Annotated in this window: 13 protein-coding genes; 5 read left to right on the top strand and 8 right to left on the bottom strand. The window is 75.5% G+C overall.

The window, feature by feature from the left end:
- Window positions 1-98 precede the first annotated feature (98 nt).
- Window positions 99-2,123 carry a transglycosylase domain-containing protein gene (locus ACZ4A5_RS15395; RefSeq protein WP_467582948.1) on the bottom strand — a complete coding sequence of 675 codons (2,025 nt, stop codon included), beginning with the start codon at window positions 2,121-2,123 and terminating at the stop codon, window positions 99-101.
- Window positions 2,124-2,444: 321 nt separating this feature from the next.
- Here ACZ4A5_RS15395 and ACZ4A5_RS15390 point away from each other — a divergent pair, with 321 nt between their 5' ends.
- Complete coding sequence (locus tag ACZ4A5_RS15390; protein ID WP_361531525.1) at window positions 2,445-2,846, top strand: BlaI/MecI/CopY family transcriptional regulator; 402 nt, start codon at window positions 2,445-2,447, stop codon at window positions 2,844-2,846.
- 4 nt (window positions 2,847-2,850) lie between these two features.
- On the opposite strand, the gene ACZ4A5_RS15385 is transcribed toward ACZ4A5_RS15390, so the two are convergent.
- The 4 genes from ACZ4A5_RS15385 to ACZ4A5_RS15370 all read right to left on the bottom strand — a co-directional run bounded on the left by ACZ4A5_RS15385 (window position 2,851) and on the right by ACZ4A5_RS15370 (window position 8,509).
- Complete coding sequence (locus ACZ4A5_RS15385) at window positions 2,851-4,653, bottom strand: phospholipase C (protein WP_467582944.1); 1,803 nt, start codon at window positions 4,651-4,653, stop codon at window positions 2,851-2,853.
- Window positions 4,643-5,920, bottom strand: coding sequence for an iron uptake transporter deferrochelatase/peroxidase subunit (efeB, locus tag ACZ4A5_RS15380; RefSeq protein ID WP_467582942.1), 1,278 nt, complete (start codon window positions 5,918-5,920; stop codon window positions 4,643-4,645). Before efeB ends, ACZ4A5_RS15385 begins: the two co-directional genes overlap by 11 nt.
- Window positions 5,917-7,233, bottom strand: a complete 1,317-nt coding sequence (locus ACZ4A5_RS15375) for an imelysin family protein (RefSeq protein ID WP_467582939.1) — start codon at window positions 7,231-7,233, stop codon at window positions 5,917-5,919. The genes efeB and ACZ4A5_RS15375 overlap by 4 nt, the downstream gene beginning before the upstream one ends.
- Before the next feature lie 586 nt (window positions 7,234-7,819).
- Window positions 7,820-8,509 carry a nuclease-related domain-containing protein gene (locus ACZ4A5_RS15370; protein WP_467582936.1) on the bottom strand — a complete coding sequence of 230 codons (690 nt, stop codon included), beginning with the start codon at window positions 8,507-8,509 and terminating at the stop codon, window positions 7,820-7,822.
- A gap of 354 nt (window positions 8,510-8,863) precedes the next feature.
- On the opposite strand from ACZ4A5_RS15370, the gene ACZ4A5_RS15365 reads away from it, so the two are divergent.
- From ACZ4A5_RS15365 to ACZ4A5_RS15350, 4 genes are all read left to right on the top strand, one after another.
- Entirely contained in the window at window positions 8,864-9,640 is a 777-nt protein-coding gene (locus ACZ4A5_RS15365) for a DUF4142 domain-containing protein (RefSeq protein ID WP_467582933.1), read from the top strand.
- Window positions 9,641-9,646: 6 nt separating this feature from the next.
- Complete coding sequence (locus ACZ4A5_RS15360; protein ID WP_467582930.1) at window positions 9,647-10,684, top strand: DUF1996 domain-containing protein; 1,038 nt, start codon at window positions 9,647-9,649, stop codon at window positions 10,682-10,684.
- Window positions 10,685-10,784: 100 nt separating this feature from the next.
- Entirely contained in the window at window positions 10,785-11,600 is an 816-nt protein-coding gene (locus ACZ4A5_RS15355; protein WP_467582927.1) for a TIGR04222 domain-containing membrane protein, read from the top strand.
- A 134-nt stretch (window positions 11,601-11,734) separates the two neighbouring features.
- On the top strand, window positions 11,735-13,336 hold the full coding sequence (locus ACZ4A5_RS15350; RefSeq protein ID WP_467582924.1) for an alpha/beta hydrolase: 1,602 nt from the start codon (window positions 11,735-11,737) through the stop codon (window positions 13,334-13,336).
- 41 nt (window positions 13,337-13,377) lie between these two features.
- Here the strand turns inward: ACZ4A5_RS15350 and hemQ are convergent, their stop codons facing one another.
- The 3 genes from hemQ to ACZ4A5_RS15335 are packed head-to-tail and all read right to left on the bottom strand — an operon-like array spanning window position 13,378 to window position 17,134.
- Window positions 13,378-14,094, bottom strand: a complete 717-nt coding sequence (hemQ, locus tag ACZ4A5_RS15345) for a hydrogen peroxide-dependent heme synthase (RefSeq protein ID WP_361530452.1) — start codon at window positions 14,092-14,094, stop codon at window positions 13,378-13,380.
- Between the two features lie 10 nt (window positions 14,095-14,104).
- Entirely contained in the window at window positions 14,105-15,544 is a 1,440-nt protein-coding gene (gene hemG, locus ACZ4A5_RS15340) for a protoporphyrinogen oxidase (RefSeq protein WP_467582920.1), read from the bottom strand.
- Window positions 15,545-15,586: 42 nt separating this feature from the next.
- The gene (locus ACZ4A5_RS15335) at window positions 15,587-17,134 is read right to left on the bottom strand and encodes an IclR family transcriptional regulator domain-containing protein (RefSeq protein ID WP_467582917.1); all 1,548 of its coding nucleotides are present in this window, start codon (window positions 17,132-17,134) and stop codon (window positions 15,587-15,589) included.
- Window positions 17,135-17,149 lie beyond the last annotated feature (15 nt).

Raw genomic sequence — 17,149 nt, 5'->3', positions numbered from 1 at the left:
ACCCCGCAACACAGGGCGCTGGCGTCCGCCCCCCCCCCCCCCCCCCCCCCCCCCCCCCCCCCCCCCCCCCCCCCCCCCCCCCCCCCCCGCACCGTGTCTCAGCCCTTCTGCGCCTTGGTGTACGCCGACCAGATGTCGATCGGGTAGGTGCTGCCGACCGCGGACTTCGCGGCGCCGCCGAGCCCGTCCAGCGGGAGCAGCTCCTGCGTCTTCGGGTCGATGCGGCAGAGCGAGACGGCGGTCGAGAGCTTGCCCTGGTAACCGACGTACCAGGCCGACTTGTTCGCCGCCTCCGTGCCGGTCTTGCCCGCCGAGCCGGGGGCGACCGCCCCGGCCGCGCTCGCGCTGCCCTTGCTGACGGCGTCGTGCAGCGCGTCGTCCACGGCCGCCGCGACGCGCTGCGGCAGCACCCGCTCGGCCGTCGGCTTCTCCACGGTCACGGGGTTGCCGTTGCGGCTCAGCTTGTCCACGGAGTAGGGCTCGCTGTGCATGCCCCCGGCGGCGAACGTGCCGTACGCGCCTGCCATCCGGATGGCGCTGGGCGTGGTGTTGCCCAGCGAGAAGGCGGGCACCTTGGTGCCGAGGCTGTCGGCGAGCAGGCCGGTCCGCACCGCGGTGCTGCCGACGCGGTCCAGGCCCACGTCCATGCCCAGCTGCATCATCGGGGCGTTGACGGACTGGGCGACGGCGTCCCGCAGGCTGATCTTCCCCCATGACCTGCCCCCGTCGTTCGTGCTCTTGACGATCTTTCCGGAGCGGTCCCAGTAGGGGCCTTCCGGGGTCATGAGGCTCACCTGGTTGTCGCCGTCGTAGACGGTGGAGGGGGAGACCGGGGTGCGGGGCTTGCCGCGTTCGCGCTGGATGCCGTCGCCGAGCGCGGCCGCGTAGACGAAGGGCGTGAAGGCGGTGCCCGCGGGGACGACGGAGGAGTTGGCGTCGTTGAACCCCTGCTGGAGATAGCCCGGGCCGCCGTGCAGGGCCACGACGCGCCCGTCGGTGGTGACCGAGGCCGCGCCGATGCGCACGTCTTTGTCGGCGTCCCGCTTCTCCGGGTCGAGCTTGCCCGTCACCTGCTGGACGGCCTTGTCGAGCGCGTCCACCTTCGGCTTCTCGAAGGTGGTGCGGATCTGGTAGCCGCCGAGGTCGAAGTCGTGGTCGCTGACCTCGGTATGGGCGCTGACGTACGCCCGCGCCGTCTCCACGAGATAGCCGGTCTGCCCGGTCAGCCCGACGGGCTTCGGCGGGGCCTGCGGCTCGGGGAAGGTGGTGTAGCGGGCCCGCTCCTCCTTGGAGAGCTTGCCGATGGTGACCATCCGGTCGAGGATCCACTTCCAGCGGTCGACGGCGCGCGCGTGGTTCTTGGCGCCCAGCGACGGGTCGTAGAGCCCGGCGCCCTTGAGCAGCGAGGCGAGGAAGGCCCCCTCGCTCGCGTTGAGCTGGGAGACGTCCTTGCCGTAGTAGGCGTGCGCGGCCCGCTGGATGCCGTAGGTGCCGCGGCCGAACCAGCTGGTGTTGAGGTAGCCCTCCAGGATGTCGTCCTTGGACATCCTGTTGTCCAGCTTGATGGCGATGAACATCTCGGTGAGCTTGCGGGAGAAGGTCTGCCGCTGGTTGAGATAGGCGTTCTTGACGTACTGCTGGGTGATCGTGGATCCGCCCTGGGTGCTGCCGCCCGTCACCATCTTGGAGACCGCGCGCGTCATCCCGCTCACGGAGATGCCGCTGTCGGAGTAGAAGGTCTCGTTCTCCGCCGCGAGCGCGGCCCACCGCACCTGCTCGGGGATCTTCCGCAGATCGGTGTCCTGCCGGTTGACCTCGCCGGTGCGGGCCATCTCGGTGCCGTCGGCCCAGTAGTAGACGTTGTCCTGCTGGGTGGCGAAGGCGTTGAGGTCGGCGGGTATGTCGGTGCGGATGTACATGATCGCCACGAGAGCGGTGAGCAGCCCTCCGGCGGAGAGGAGGAGCCCCAGGCTCTGGCGCCACGACGGCACCCAGCGCCGGAAGCCCTGCCGCCCCGGGCGCGGGTAGGCCGGACGCAGCCTGCGCTTGCGGGGGGCGGCGCGCCTCCGGCGGGACGGGGCGGCGTGGTTCCGGGCGTGCGCCCCTTTTCGTCGTTCGAACACCGCTTGACCCTACGACCTGTCGGGCGCCGGAGGCACGAAGGATGTCCGTGGATTCCGAAACAGGCGACCTGTTCGGGTACCGTAACGTTTCTACACCCTTGTAAAAGCAGTGGATCTTGGGCCGGGGGGGGGGGGGGGGGGGGGGGGGGGGGGGGGGGGGGAGGGAGGGGGGGGGGGGGGGGGGGGGGGGGGAGGGGTGCTCCCCCCCCCCCCCCCCCCCCCCCCCCCCCCCCCCCCCCCCCCCCCCCCCCCCCCCCCCCCCCCCCCCCCCCCCCCCCCCCCCCCCCCGGTCCGGGAACAGCAGAAGGAAACGCCACCCGCATGGAAACAGCCACACCGACCTCCGTGGTGCACCGCGGCCGCCGCCGCGCGAACGGAGCGCTGGAGGGCGAGGTGCTCGCCGCGTTGCAGCGCGCCGAGGGGCCGCTGACCCCCCGCGAGGTCCAGAGCCGGCTGGCCGGTGAGCTGACGTACAGCACGGTGGTGACGATCCTGTCCCGGCTGCACGGCAAGGAGGTGCTCTCGCGCACGCCGCGGGGGCGGGCCTACGCCTATGCCCCGGTGGCCGACGAGGCCGGGCTCGCGGCGCGGCGCATGCGCAGGGTCCTGGACGGCCTCGCCGACCGCGAGGCCGTGCTGACGCGCTTCGTGGCGGAGCTGCCGCCCTCCGACGAGGCGCTGCTGCGCTCGCTCTTCACGAGCTCCTTCCCCGCCGTGCGCTGACCCCTCAGCCGCGCCTGCGCCGGCGCAGCAGGACCCCCGTCACGCCCGCGGCGGCGACGGCCGCCCCCAGCACCACGCCGATCGGCGCCCCTGATCCCGGCGCCGGCTCGGCCGGCGCGGCGGCGGCCTGCGGGCCCGGCTCCCCCGCCGCCGTCACCGGCGTCATCGCCGCGTCCTCCGTGCGCACCGAGCCGTCCTTGTCGAGCAGCACCCGCCGCTCGTGCGGGTGCGCGAAGTCGAAGAGGTTGAGCAGCGACCCGGCCCGGCTGTCGAAGGACGCGCCGCCGATGGGGGCGGTGTGCCAGTTCCACTCCACGAACCTCAGCACCGAGGTCTGCTCGGTCGGCGTGTGGTCGACGGTGTTGACCTTGCTGTACGGCGAGATCACCAGCAGCGGCTGCCGGGGGCCAGGCCCGCAGCGGTCGGCGAAGCCCCCGGCGGGGGCGGGCCCCTTCCGGCAGGCCGGACCGTCGACGGCGCGCCCCCTGGGGCCCTTGCCACGGTCGAGGGAGCCGTTCAGGGGCTTGGCGTAGGCGTGGTCGTACCAGCCGTCGGAGTCGTCGTAGGCGATCACCACGGCGGTGTTCCGCCACTCCGGCGCGCTCTGGATCTTGTTGATCCACTCCACCAGGAAGTGCTGCTCGTCGAGGGGGCCGGAGTATCCGGCGTGGCCGTCCTGGTAGGCCGGGGCCTTCAGGAAGCTCACCGCGGGCAGCCGTCCGGCGCGCAGGGCGGCGTCGAAGTCGGCCAGGTCGTACTGATGGTTGGCCGGCCCGTCGTGGCCGATCTCGGCGACGGAGCGCGGCGGCAGGTGGTGCGGGTTCGCCGTCGACGCGTAGTACTGGAACGGCTCGTGGTGCGGGCTGTAGTCGACGACCCGCGCGCCGCCGGCGTTGGTGTGGGTGCTGCCGGAGCACTTCGCGTAGTGGCCGCGGCGGCCGTCCCAGGCGGTGCTCGGCCGGAAGCCGCCCTGGAACCAGCCCCAGGACACGCCCTCCTCGCCGAGCCGGTCGCCGATGTTGGGCCCCTGGAGGGCGGCCAGGGCGCCGCGGCCGGTGTGGTCGTTGCCCGAGCAGTCGTCGTACGCCGGGTCCGGGTCGTTGATGAGCGTGCCGACGCCGTCGGCGCCGGGCGAGGCCACGGCGTACGGGTCGGGCTTCGGCGTGCGCCGCGGGTGCTCGGTGCCGGACGCGGGGTCCATCGAGACCACCCCATGGGTCTGGCCGGAGACGAGGTTGATCGCGCCGGGCGTGGACGGGCCGTAGGTGGTACCGAAGGAGCGGTCGCTCATGCTGAAGTGCTGGGCGTAGTTCCACAGCGCGGTGACGGTGTTGCCGTCGTAGTAGTCCATGACGAGGCCGGGCTCGCCGTAGAGCTTGCCCGAGCACTTGCCGGAGTCGGTGTCCTGGACGTAGCGGTCGGCCCTTCCGGCGGCGGCCGCGTACTGCTCGGGGCTGTAGGAGTGGTTCTGGTCGCAGGTCATCGCCTGCCGCGGGCCGAGCCGCTTCGGGGGGTACTGGTTGGGGTTCTTCGCGAGCAGGCCCGCGGTGCGCAGGTTGTCCACGCGGGGTGTGTCACCGGCGGGGGTGAAGCGGGTGCCGTCGGTGTTGGCCGCCTTGGGGTAGGTGGCGAAGTAGTGGTCGAAGGAGACGTTCTCGTCGAAGACGACCACCAGGTGCTCGACGGGCGAGGCGGTGTCCGCCGCCCGCGAGGGGGTGGCCGGTGCCATGGCCAGCGCGGCGGCGCCGAGCGCGGCGACGAGGCCGGGGCAGCGGGTGACTGTGCCGTCATGGGCGTTACGGAGCATGTGCGGTCCCACTCTCGTCCATCAAGGCGCGGCCGTAGAAGTCCGCGCCGTCGCGCACCCCGGGCAGCGCGAAGAAATAGCCGCCGCCGAACGGGGTGACGTAGTCGGTCAGCGGCTCGCCCGCCAGGCTCCGCTGCACGGCGGCGAACTGCCGCTCCGGGTCCTGCTGGTAGCAGCAGAAGAGCAGCCCCATGTCGAGGTTGCCGTTGCGGTCCGTCCCCCGGTCGTAGTTGTAGGAGCGGCGCAGGATGCGCCGGGGCTCCGCCTCGGGGGTGCGCGGGCCGGCCAGCCGGATGTGGCTGTCCAGCGGGATCACGTCGCCCTTGGGATCGAGGGCGTAGCGCGGCGCGTCCGACTCCCGGTCGCCGTCCAGCGGGGCGCCGGTGTCGCGGTCGCGGCCGAGGATCCGCTGCTGCTCGGTGAGGGAGACGCGGTCCCAGAACTCGACCAGCATCCGGATCAGGCGCACCACCTGATAGCTGCCGCCGGTCGCCCAGCGGGGCTCGCCACTGTGCGCGCCGGTCCACACGAGCCGGTCCATCAGGCGGGTGTCGCGGGGGTCGGGGCTGGCGGTGCCGTCCTTGAAGCCGAAGAGGTTGCGGGGGGTGCCGGAGGGGCGGGGCGGGGCGGTGAAGCCGTCGGTCCGCCAGCGAATCTGGAGGGCGCCGCGCGTGTGCCGGGTCAGGTCCCGCAGGGCGTGCAGGACGGTGTCGGTGCTGTCGGCGCAGAGCTGGACGCTGAGGTCGCCGTGGCACCAGGCGGGGTCGAGGTCGTCGTCCGGGAACGCCGGCATGGCCCGCAGCCGGCGCGGTGCGCTGCCGGACAGCCCGAAGCGGTCGTCGAAGAGCGAGGAGCCGACGGCCACGGTCACCCGGAGCCCGCCGTCGGCGGGCACGCTCGGGCCGAGGAGCCCGGAGTCGGAGGGCGGGCCGGTGATGCCGACCGGGGGCGGGGTGCCGCCGGCCGTCAGGAAGCGGGCGCGCGCGGTGAGCGTACGCAGCAGGTCGGTGAGCTCGCCCCGGCCTTCGGCGGTGACGTCGAAGGCGACGAAGGCGGTGCTCCGGGCGGGCGGGGTGAGCACGGCCGCCTGGTGGGTGCCGTGGAAGCCGGCGTACGGCTCGGGGGGCGCGGCACCGGCGGCGGCACCGGCCGGGAACCGCCTCGGGCCGCCGCCCCGTTCGAGCACGCTCCCGGCCATCGCCCCGCCGAGCCCCAGGGCGGCTCCCCGCAGGAGGCCGCGCCGCGGTGGCCGCGGTGGCCACATCATGGTGCCCTCCGGGGTTCGCAGAGGGTCGCGACGGGGGCCAGGCGTTCCACGAGGTCGGCGACGGCGGCGTCGACGCGCTCGCGGTCGGCGCGGGAGAGCCGGGCGAGCGGGGTCCAGCGGGGGTGGCCGGGACGGGGTCCCTGGCGGTCCAGCAGGGCGGCGGCGCGGGCCAGGTGCCGGTCCAGACCGGCGAGACCGGGGTGGCGGCCGCGCAGGAGCGGCCGGAGGCGGTCGAGGACGGCGCGGGTGCCGTCGAGGCCGGCGCGTGCGGTGGCGAGGTTCGTGCCGCTGCCGTGGTCGGTGCGGCCGGTCAGCTCGTGCTCCAGGGTGTCCTCCAGGATCTCGTGGGCGCGCAGGCCGAGTTCGGCGGGGTCCATGCGCGTCCGGTCCCAGGTGTCGCGCAGCGCGCGGACGTCGGTGGCGAGGCGGCGCGCGGCGCGGCGCAGGGCGGGGCCGCGCTCGCCGTGCCACAGGCCGTGCTCGACGCGGTGGAAGCCGGTGAACTCCGGGTCGCGCACGCCGCCCGGGAGTCCGGCGGCGGTGCGGTCGACCGCGCGGCCCGCGTCGCCGAAGGCGCCGTACGCGCCGCCCAGCCGCGCGTAGTCGAGGTGGGCCGGCAGCCAGGCCGCGCGGGCGGCGGCCCGGTCGCCGCGCTCGACGGCGGCCCGCAGGGCGTCCGTGGCGGTCACGAGCCCGGCCATCCGCTCGCTCACCCACCGCTGGTAGTCCTGGGCGGCCGGGATCAGGTCCTCGCTCGTGACGGGGACGGCCGCGGGCCCGCCGCCGCTCCCCCGCGCGGGCCCGGCGATCCGCACGGTGGGGCCGGTGACGGCGTCCGCGTCGTCGGGCAGGCAGACGAAGGCGTACGCACCGGGCCCGAGCCGGGCGCGCAACGCCCGGTGCGTACCGGGAGCGAGGTCCTCGGCCTCGGCGTGGACGGCGCCGGTACGGTCCACGAGGCGGGCCTCGGTCGCGGCGCCGGAGATGTTGTGCAGGACGAAGGTCTGGTCGCCGGGGCGGGGACGGGGCCAGGCGGTGCCGCAGGCGCCGGGCGAGATCTCGATGAGGACGGGGGGCCGCACCGGGCGGGCGGCCGACGGCGCGGCGACGGCGAGCACGGCGACGGCGGCGAAGACCAGGCCGGTCAGACGCCGCTTCCGCGAATTCCGCGACGGGACGCCGGGGGCGGGGGTGATGGCCGGGCAACTCCCGCGGCTGGGCGCGGACTTGAGAGCCGGGCTCCCGGAGGCTGGGAGGGGCGGGCTGGCATCGCACCCGGCGGCACCCGTCGCCGGTCTCACGCCGGTCGACATCGCTCCCGCATCAACGCCGCATCCGGCTGCGGGAGGCGGCGAGCCTGTGTCGCGTCCGGCAGTTGTCGTCGCCGACGGCGTCTCCCCCACATCGGCGGCGCGCCCGCTACCGGAGCCAGGCGCGGGCCCGACGACCGGACACCCGGCCACGAGAGCCCGCGGGCTCGCATCGCACCCGGCGGCGTCCACCTCTGACGGCGCCTCCCCCACACCAGCGGCGCACCCGGCGGCCGGACGCCCGGCCACAAGAGACGGCAGGCATTCGGCGCAGCCGGCGGATCTCGTCGCCGGTTGCCCGGGGGGCGACATCGCTCCCGCGTCAGCGCCGTGCCCGGTCACGGGAAGCGGCAGGCCCGCGTCACCCCGTCTCACCCGCCGCAGCGTCGCCCCCGCCCCACCGCCGCCGCGGCCCTCGGGCGTTCGAGGGTGGTCAGGGCCCGGTTCTGGCACTGCGACGGCTCCCTATGGCAGGCGGACGGTTCGAGCGCGCACGTCCTGGCCATGCTGGCACCGGGGCGCCCGCCCGCGGCGGGTCACCGCACCGCGCGCCCCGAAAGAGGCCGAGGATTCACCCGGGCGGTGACTCTCACGCCCACAGCCAGACGCGGCGGTTGCGGGCCACCGTGTGGACGCGGTCGGCGCGGCGGGGGTGCAGCGCCCCGCCGCCGGCGCCGAGCGTGGCCGCCGCCGGGGCCTCCAGCACCAGGACGTCCTCCAGCGACGGGTCCACCTCCACGCGCTCGGCTCCCACGAACACCAGGACCGGCCGCACCTGGACGAGGAAGCCGCAGCCCTTGGTCAGGACGAGCGAGGCCCGCGCGCAGTCGTGCCGGATCTCGCGGACGTACGGGAGCGGGTGGCGTTCGCGGGAGCTGCGGACCGAGGTCTCGCCCACCCGGACGCGGGCCTTGGACGCGGCCTTGGAGGCGACGCCGAAGACCCCGCCGGGGCCGATGAGGAGGTGCGCTATGACGGCGTCGCCGGGCAGGACGATCGAGTGGACCACGTCCCAGCCGCCCGCCGTCAGCTCGTCCAGGGCCGTGCCCACGGTCTGTTCGGCCGCGAGCGCGCGCCGCCAGCCGTCCTCGGCCGGGCGCCGGCCGAGGCAGCGGGCGAGCGCCAGGGCCACGCGGCCGGTGCCGGAGGCGTCGAGCCGGGCGCGGAGCGTCTCGCCGGGCCGGTTGGGGGCGAGGTCGTCGTCCGGGGGCAGGAACAACCGCTCCGGGTCGTATGCCTTCCCGTTGGCGCTCGTCTTCCCGTCCGGCCGCTCACGCACGACCACCACCCCCCACCCGCCATATTGCCGCAGATGCGGGGGAACCAACCCGATCGGCCGTCCGTTTGAAGCGGTGAGGCCCCGCGACATCCCCCCGATCGCGGGGCCTCACCAGTGCCCGGGGCCGCGGGCGAGCAGGGCGCGGAACAGGTCAACGTACCAACGGCCCCACCCGCCACGGGCGGCCTTGCCCCCGCAGTGACGCAGACCACATGTGCGGCCCGGATCCCGGGAAGCGGGTGAAGGTCCAGGCCAGGCCCCGGTTCGGGGGCGGCCCCCGGCGGCCGGGTTCGCGGAAGTCCCGTGCCGATCAGCGCGCAGGGCCTACGGTGCGGTGCCGCACGAGGAGGCATCATGCGATCGTTCACCGGCACCGGCCTGGTCGTCACCGCGCTCACGGCGACCCTCGCCGCGCTGCTCTTCCCGCTCTGGTCCTACCGCGACCGCACCGGCACCGGGGCCGTCGACCTCACCGCGGGGTCCGTGGCCACGCCGTACGGGCCACTGTCCGCGCTCGACCGCGACTTCGTCGACCGCGTCCGGCAGGCCGGGCTGTGGGAGCTGCCCGCCGGGCAGCAGGCCGAGGAGCGTGGCACCACGGACGCCGTGCGGCGGGCGGGCGAGCATCTCGTCGAGGGCCACACCGCGCTCGACCGGCACGTCCGCGACGTCGCGGCCCGGCTGGGCCTGGAGCTGCCGAGCCAGCCCAGCGCCCAGCAGCGGCAGTGGCTGACCCGGCTCGCGGCGGCGCGGGGCGGCCGTTACGACCGGGAGTTCACCAACATCCTGCGGCTCGCGCACGGCACGGTCTTCACGGTCGTCGCCCAGGTGCGGGCCACCACCCGCAACGCGGCGGTGCGGGAGCTCGCCGACGACGCGAACACCACGGTCCTCGACCACATGAAGGTGCTGGAGGACACGGGCCTGGTCGACTTCGACGGCATCGCGGCCGGCACGAAGCTCCGGCAGCCGCCCCCGCCGACCGCGGTCCCGTCGGGCATCCGCGCGCCGAGCGCCTTCCCGCTCCCGCCGGCCGCCACCCGGTCCGAGCCCTCCCCCGGCACCACCATGCCCTCCGCGATCTCCCCGACCCCCGCGACCCCCTCATCCCCCCAGCCCTCGGAGAAATGAGTTCCCATGCCCGTACGTCACCGGCGCCGGCTCGGCGCCAAGCACCTCGTCCTCATCGCGTTACTCGCGCTGCTCGGCTCGGCCGGCACCTTCGTCGCCGTCACGGGCAGCGCCTCCGCCCACCCCGACCCCTCGTCCGGCGCGGCGTCACCCGACGGCGGCCACGCCCACGCGGGCCCGGCCGCCGCGGACTTCGCCGACATCCGCGCCGCGCGGCCCGGCCCCCGCGACCCGCGGAGCGGGCCGGACGCCTCCACCGGCTCCTTCACCACCCGCTGCGGGCGCAACGAGAACGGCCACCGCAACCCCGACAACTTCATCGTCACGCCGGGCGTCACCAACGGCGCCCACCACCTGCACGACTACGTCGGCAACCGCTCGACCGACGCCTTCTCCACCGACGACTCGCTGCGCGCGGCGGGCACCACGTGCTCGCAGGGCGACAAGTCGGCGTACTTCTGGCCCGTCCTGCGCGTCCTTTCCCGGCGCGCCGAGGGGCGCGGGGCGGCCGACCGGGCCAACCCCGGGCGCGTCCTCACCGCCGACAGCGTCGCGCTCACCTTCCGCGGCAATCCGGCCGCCCGCGTCACCGCGATGCCCGACGCGCTGCGGGTGATCACCGGCGACGCGAAGGCCCTCACGAACGGGACGGCGAACGCCCGCGCGCGGTGGACGTGCACGGGCTTCACCGACCGCGCCTTCACGGACCGGTATCCGCTGTGCCCGTCCGGCAGCCGGGTCATGCGGGTGCTGGACTTCCCCAGCTGCTGGGACGGCAGGAACACCGACAGCGCCGGCCACCGCTCGCACATCGGCTTCCCGGACGCCGCGACGGGCCGCTGCCCGCGCGGCCGCACGCCCGTGCCGCAGCTGCGGATGACGCTGACCTACAGCGTGCCGCCGGGCCCGGTGTTCGCGGTCGACAGCTTCCCCGAGGAGCTGCGCAAACCGGTCACCGACCACGCCGACTTCGAGAACGTGATGCCGCGCGGCCTCATGGCGACGGCCGTGCGCTGCATCAACTCCGGCCGCCGCTGCGGCTGAGCGTTCCGGCGGCGATGTGGGCCGCATCCGGGCGGAACAGCCGTCCGGATGCCGGTCCGACCGATGGCGGGATCACGGGACGGTCGAGTACACATCCTGTATGTGGGTCCTCCTCCTGCTCGTCGCCTGGGCCGCCGCCTTCCTCACCTGCGGCCGCCTCTGTCTGGCCGCGGCCGCCGCCGGGCAGGCCCCGGAGCCCGCCCCGGGCGGCGTCCGGCCGCGGACGCTGACGCTCTACGAGGCGGCGTTCCTCGCCGGCGGCCCGGGCCGGGTCACCGACCTCGCGCTGGTCACGATGGGCCGGCAGCGCCGGCTGCTGCTGGCCCGCACCGGCTGGGCGACGGTCGTCGACCCGGTGGGCCGTGACGAGCTGGAGCGCTCGGTGATCACCGCCATAGGGCCGGAGGGCCAGTCGCCGGTGCCCGAGGTGCGCGTCGCGCACGCCGCCGCCGACGCCGTGCGGGCGCTGGCCGACCGGCTGACCGCCGCCGGGCTCGCGGTGCCCGCCCCGGCCCGTACGCACATGTCCGCGGCGGTGCGGCAGGTCCGCGGGGCCTGCCTGCTGATCCTGGTGACCGGCGCGACGGCGGTGCTGCTGGCCGCGCCGGGGGCGGACCAGGGGCAGGTGGCGGCCTGGTTCTCGCTCCCGCTGCTGCTCACGGGCGCCTGCCTCGCGATCGCCCGGATCGAGATCCACCCCTATACGAGCTGGGCCTCGCCCGCGGGGCAGGAGCTGCTGGGCCACCTCTCCGGCGGGCTGCCCCGCCGGAGGCTGCTCCCCTCCCGCGCGGCGGCCGGTGCCGCGGGCGACGACACGGGCCTGCTCACCGCGCTCGCCATCAAGGGCCGCAAGACGCTCACCGACCCCGAGCTGCGCTCCGCCCTCGCCGAAACCCTGCGCGACCACCGTTACTGACGGGCCGTCGGGACGGCGGCCGCCGCTGAGCCCATCGTGCCCAATGCGCCCGACACCGGGCGTGGGTGCTGTACTTCACCCACCACCGAATCAATTATCCCTTTTGTCGGATTAGCACCGCGAAGGGATGGCCAGTGAGATCAGCAGCCTTGTACGGAGCCCTCGGATCCCTGGTCCTCACCGCGCTCACCGCGGCCCCCGCGCCGGCCCACGGCCCCGGCGAGGCGTGGCCGCCGGGCGGCCGCGCCGAGGCCCGCGGGGTGGAGCTCGCCGCCCGGCAGGCCGCCGCGAAGGGCATCCGCTTCGGCGCCTGCCCCGCCTCCGAGCAGCTGCCCGCGCCCGTGCAGTGCGGCATCGTCTCCGTCCCCCTGGACTACGCCCGGCCCGGCGGCAAGCACATCGGCATCACCGTCAGCCGCGCCCGCTCGCTGGGCACCCGCTCCCAGCACCAGGGCGCGCTCCTCTACAACCCCGGCGGGCCGGGCGGGTCCGGCATGTTCTTCCCGCTGCTCACCGCCGTCAAGCAGTGGCAGAGCACGGCCAGGGCCTACGACTTCGTGGGCTACGCGCCCCGCGGCGTCGCCCGCTCGGCACCGCTGTCCTGCGCCGACCCGGCGAGCTTCACCAAGGCTCCCAGCCCGGCCGAGGAGCACCCCACGGCCGCGTTCAAACGACAGCGGATCGCCGAGGCCAGGGCGTACGCGCGGGGCTGCGCCCGCCGGGCCGGGCAGGACCTGCCGTACTACAACAGCCTCAACAACGCCCGTGACCTGGACGTCCTGCGCGCGGCGCTCGGCGAGAAGAAGCTCAACTACATGGGGGCGTCGTACGGCACGTACTTCGGCGCGCTCTACGCCACGCTCTTCCCCGGTCACGCGCGCCGGATGGTCTTCGACAGCGTGGTCGACCCCACCCGGAGCAAGATCTGGTACGACAGCAACCTCACCCAGTCCGCCGCCTTCGAGCGGCGCTGGGGCGACTGGCGCCGCTGGGTGGCCAAGCACGACGCGGTCTATCACCTGGGGCGCACGCCGCAGCAGGTGGCCGCGGCCTACGAGCGGGCCCGGCAGCGGCTCGCCCGGCGGGCCGCCGGCGGCAAGGTCGGCCCCGGCGAGCTGCACTCGGCCTTCCTCCAGGTCGGCTACAGCGACAGCCACTGGGCCCGGAGCGCGGACGCGCTGTCGGCGTATCTGCGCGGTGACGACCGGGCGTTGCGCACCCTCGCGACGCCCGACCCGGCGGCCGCGCGGGCGAGCGAGAACTCCAACGCCGTCTACACCGCCGTCGAGTGCAACGACGCGGCCTGGCCGCGCTCCTGGTCGGTGTGGGACCGGGACAACACCCGGCTCGCCCGCCGGGCGCCGTTCGAGACCTGGCAGAACGCCTGGATGAACCTGCCGTGCGCCTTCTGGACCGCGCACCGGCAGCGCCCCATCGACGTCGGGGCGGCGCCGCGCGCGCTGCCGCCGACGCTGCTGCTGGCCGCCGAGCGGGACGCCGCGACGCCGTACGAGGGCGCGGTGGAGCTGCACCGGAGGCTGCCGGGCTCGTCCCTGGTGACCGAGCGGGGCGCGGGCACGCACGGGATCGCGTACGGGCCGAACGCGTGCGTCAACCGGCACGTGGAGCGCTACCTGCTCACCGGCCAGGTGCCGGGCCGGCACGCCTCCTGCGGACCCCGCCAGGAGCCGGCGGCGACGACGGGCGCGAAGACGGCGCCCGGCCTGGCCGGCTAGGCCGGGGAACCGGGCGGGCCGCGAGGCCCGCCCGGCCCGCGTTACGCCAGGCCGGCGACGAGCTCCGCGACCGCCTTGCGGCGGCCCGTGTAGAACGGGACCTCTTCGCGGACGTGCATGCGGGCCTCGGAGGCGCGCAGGTGGCGCATGAGGTCGACGATGCGGTAGAGGTCGTTCGCCTCGAAGGCGAGGATCCACTCGTAGTCGCCCAGCGAGAAGGACGCCACCGTGTTGGCCCGGACGTCGGGGTAGCCGCGCGCCATCTTGCCGTGGTCCGCGAGCATGCGGCGGCGGTCCTCGTCGGGCAGCAGGTACCAGTCGTAGCTGCGGACGAAGGGGTAGACGCTGACGTAGTCGCGCGGCGTCTCGTCGGCGAGGAACGCCGGGATGTGCGACTTGTTGAACTCCGCCGGGCGGTGCAGCGCCATGTTCGACCACACCGGCTCCAGGGTGCGGCCGAACTTCGTGCGGCGGAAGCGGTTGTACGCGTCCTGGAGGGCGTCCGAGGTCTCGGAGTGCCACCAGATCATCACGTCGGCGTCGGCCCGCAGGCCCGAGAGGTCGTACGTGCCACGCACGGTGACGTCCTTCTCGGCGAGCTGCGCGAACAGCTCCTCCACCTCGTCGGCGTAGCCGGAGCGGTCCTGGGGCAGGACGTCGCGGAGCTTGAACACGGACCAGAGGGTGTAGCGGATGACCTCGTTGAGGTCCTTCGCCTTCTTGCCGGCGTTCTGGATCTTCTCAGGGGCGTCAGTCATGTCCCTATTGTCACTCGCCGCTTCCGGCGCCCGGGACCAGGGGGGTCAGGGCCGCCAGGATCTCGTCGGCGGCCCGGTGCGCGCTGGACACGCAGGCCGGGATGCCGACCCCGTCGTAGGCGGCGCCGCACACCCGCAGGCCCGGCACGGCGCCCACGTGATCACGGATCCGGGCGACGCGGCCGAGGTGCCCGACGGGGTACTGCGGCAGGCCGCCGGTCCACCGGTCGACGCGGGTCTCCAGCGGGGCCGCCGCCAGGCCGACCGCGTCACCGAGGTCCTTCAGCGACATCGCGACCAGCTCGGCGTCCTCGCGCTCCAGGTCGGCCTCGTCCCCGAACCGCCCGATCGAGGTGCGCAGCACAAAGGTGTCCGGGCCGGCGTCCGCGATCCAGCCCCACTTGTTGCTCGCGAAGGTGGACGCCTTGATCTTCCGGCCGTCGACCGGCGGCACGAGGAAGCCGCTGCCCTGGGGCAGTCCGGCGGTGTCGGAGCGGCGGAAGGCCATGGTGACCAGGGCCATCGAGGCGTACTCCACGGTCGCGAGCTCCGCCGCCGCGGCGCCCGCCGTGCCGTCCAGGAGGCGGGCCGCGGCGCCCGCCGGGGTGGCGACGACGACCGCGTCGGCCGTCAGCCGCCCGGCGCCCAGGGCGACCCACCAGCCGTCGGCGCCGCGGCCGATCGCGGTCACGGGGGCGTCCGTGCGGATCTCGCCGCCCGCCGCGCGCACCGCGTCGGCGACCGCGAGCGGCAGCCGCCCGATGCCGCCGTCGATGCCCATGAAGACCGGCCCGGTCCGCTGCCGCGCGGCGGCCCGCCGCTGGGCCTCGCGCACGCCGTCGGTCAACGACCGGTGAGTGCGGGCGAGTTCGAAGAGCTGCGGCACGGCGGCGCGCATCGAGATGCGGTACGGGTCGCCCGCGTAGACGCCGCCGAGCAGCGGCTCCACCAGCCGGTCGACGACCTCGCGGCCCATGCGGTCCGCGATGTACGCGCCGATGGCGACGTCCTCGCCGACCTCGGTGGGCGGCAGTTCGGTGTCGCGGGCCACCCGGGCGAGGCCCTCCTCGGAGAGGACCCCGGAGGCGGCGAGCGGGGCGAGGTCGCCGGGCACGCCCATCATGTGGCCCTTGGGCATCGGCCGCAGGCTGCCGCGCGTCCAGATGCCGGCGGTGGCGGTGGCCGGGGGCTGGAGGCGCTCCGCGAGGCCGACCGCGCGGGCCAGTTCGACCGCCTCCGGCCGCCGGGCCAGCATCGACTCGGCGCCCAGGTCCACCGGGACCCCGGCGATCTCACCGGCGTGGAGCTTGCCGCCGAGCCGCCCGGACGCCTCCAGCAGCGTGACCCGCGCGCCGCCCGTCACCAGCCGGTGGGCCGCCGCCAGCCCGGAGATCCCGCCGCCGATGACCACCACGTGACGACCGGGGCGCTGCCTGGGAATGTCGCTCATGCCCCCACTCTCTCAAACGCCCCTGCGGCGCCGGGTGCCCGGTCAGCCGATGGGGAGCGCGCGGTGGACGGTGGCCGTGCGCAGGTCCGCCCCGATGCGGGCCGCGGCCTCGCGCAGGGCGGGCAGGACGTCGCGGCGGAGGCCGTCGGCGGTGCCACGGGAGGCGTGGGTGGCGACGTTGAGCGCGGCGACGACGCGGCCGTGGGCGTCCTCGACCGGTACGGCGATCGAGCGCAGCCCCTCCTCCAGCTCCTGGTCGACGAGCGCGTATCCCTCGCGCGCCACCTCGGCGAGGATTCCGGCGAGCTCGGCGGGGGACGTCACGGTGTAGGGGGTCAGAGGCCGTGCCGCCGCGCCCGTCCCGTCCCGTCCCGATCCGGCGAGCAGCACCCGGCCCATGGAGGTGGCGTGTGCGGGGAAGCGCGTGCCGATGGTGATGTCGACGCTCATGATGCGCACGGTGGGGAGACGGGCGACGTAGCGGATGTCGTCCCCGTCGAGCACCGCCATGGACGCCGACTCGCCGACGCGCTCGACGAGTTCGCGCAGGTGGGGGTGGACGAGTTCGGTGAACGTGAGCGCGGTGAGCGGCGCGTGGCCGAGTGCCAGGACGCGCGGGAGCGGCCAAAAGCGGCCGTCTTCCGCGGCGACGTAGCCGAGCGCGGTGAGGGTGAGGAGCGCGCGGCGGGCGGTGGCGCGCGGGAGCCCGGTGGCGCGGGCGAGCTCGGCGAGGGTGGCGCCCCGGTGGGGCGCGTCGCTCACGGTGCCGAACGCCCGCAGGACGGCGAGGCCGCGCGCGAGCGACTGGAGGTAGGCGCTGCCGAGTTCGCGCTTGGCGGCGGGCGAGGGGTCCTCGGCGGGCGCGGCCGGGAGCCGGGGGCCGGGCGGCGCCGCGAGGGCCGCCTCCAGCGCGGGGAGCGCGGCCCGCAGTCGGGGCAGGGCCGCTTCCTCCAGCGAGTGCGCGGAGTGCCTGCTGGTGTGGCTGGTGACGGTGACGGCACAGGCCGGGTGACCGGAGGGGGCGCGGACGGGCACGGCCACGGCGACCAGGCCGGGTTCGGTGCCCTGGTCGTCCACGGCCCAGTCGGCCGGGTCCGGCCGGGCGAGGAGGGCACCGGCCGCGCAGCGGTCGCCGGGGAGGAGGTCGCCGACCCGGAGGGTGAGGGAGACGGCCCGCCGCCGTCCGTGGTGGGCGACCACACGGACGTCCCCCGCGTCGGCCACGCCCACCGAGACGGGCTCGTCCAGCTCGGCGGCCAGCCGCTCGATGTGCGGGCCGAGCGCGGCGGGGACACCGCTCGCCGTCAGATAGGCGTTGCCGAGCTCCATCAGCCCCACGGCGAGGCCGACGTCACGGCCGTCGGACCGTACGTGGCCGAGGTGCCCGAGCGTGGCGAGGACGCGGTCGACGACGGAGCGGGAGAGGCCGGTCGCGCGGGCGATGTCGGCCGGGCGCACCCGGGCCGTGGCCTCGTGCCCGGCGAGGGCACGCAGCACCGCGAGCCCGCGCACCAGCGGGCCCGCGCCGGGAGCGGTGGTGATCGGTTCGAGGCCGTTGACAGCGGGTGGCGGCGGCCCGAGACTCGGCATGGGTTCGATTATGAA

It is taken from the genome of Streptomyces sp. NPDC025618 (genome assembly GCF_055558795.1).
This window is presented reverse-complemented; position numbering and strand designations above follow the sequence as displayed.

Bases quoted from the DNA above. Each gene is read 5' to 3' on its own strand.
- ACZ4A5_RS15355 (WP_467582927.1), top strand. From the start codon at position 10,785: ATGTGGGTCCTCCTCCTGCTCGTCGCCTGGGCCGCCGCCTTCCTCACC.
- ACZ4A5_RS15375 (WP_467582939.1), bottom strand. From the start codon at position 7,233: ATGTCGACCGGCGTGAGACCGGCGACGGGTGCCGCCGGGTGCGATGCC.
- hemQ (WP_361530452.1), bottom strand. From the start codon at position 14,094: ATGACTGACGCCCCTGAGAAGATCCAGAACGCCGGCAAGAAGGCGAAG.
- ACZ4A5_RS15335 (WP_467582917.1), bottom strand. From the start codon at position 17,134: ATGCCGAGTCTCGGGCCGCCGCCACCCGCTGTCAACGGCCTCGAACCG.
- efeB (WP_467582942.1), bottom strand. From the start codon at position 5,920: ATGATGTGGCCACCGCGGCCACCGCGGCGCGGCCTCCTGCGGGGAGCC.
- ACZ4A5_RS15365 (WP_467582933.1), top strand. From the start codon at position 8,864: ATGCGATCGTTCACCGGCACCGGCCTGGTCGTCACCGCGCTCACGGCG.
- ACZ4A5_RS15390 (WP_361531525.1), top strand. From the start codon at position 2,445: ATGGAAACAGCCACACCGACCTCCGTGGTGCACCGCGGCCGCCGCCGC.
- ACZ4A5_RS15360 (WP_467582930.1), top strand. From the start codon at position 9,647: ATGCCCGTACGTCACCGGCGCCGGCTCGGCGCCAAGCACCTCGTCCTC.
- hemG (WP_467582920.1), bottom strand. From the start codon at position 15,544: ATGAGCGACATTCCCAGGCAGCGCCCCGGTCGTCACGTGGTGGTCATC.
- ACZ4A5_RS15385 (WP_467582944.1), bottom strand. From the start codon at position 4,653: ATGCTCCGTAACGCCCATGACGGCACAGTCACCCGCTGCCCCGGCCTC.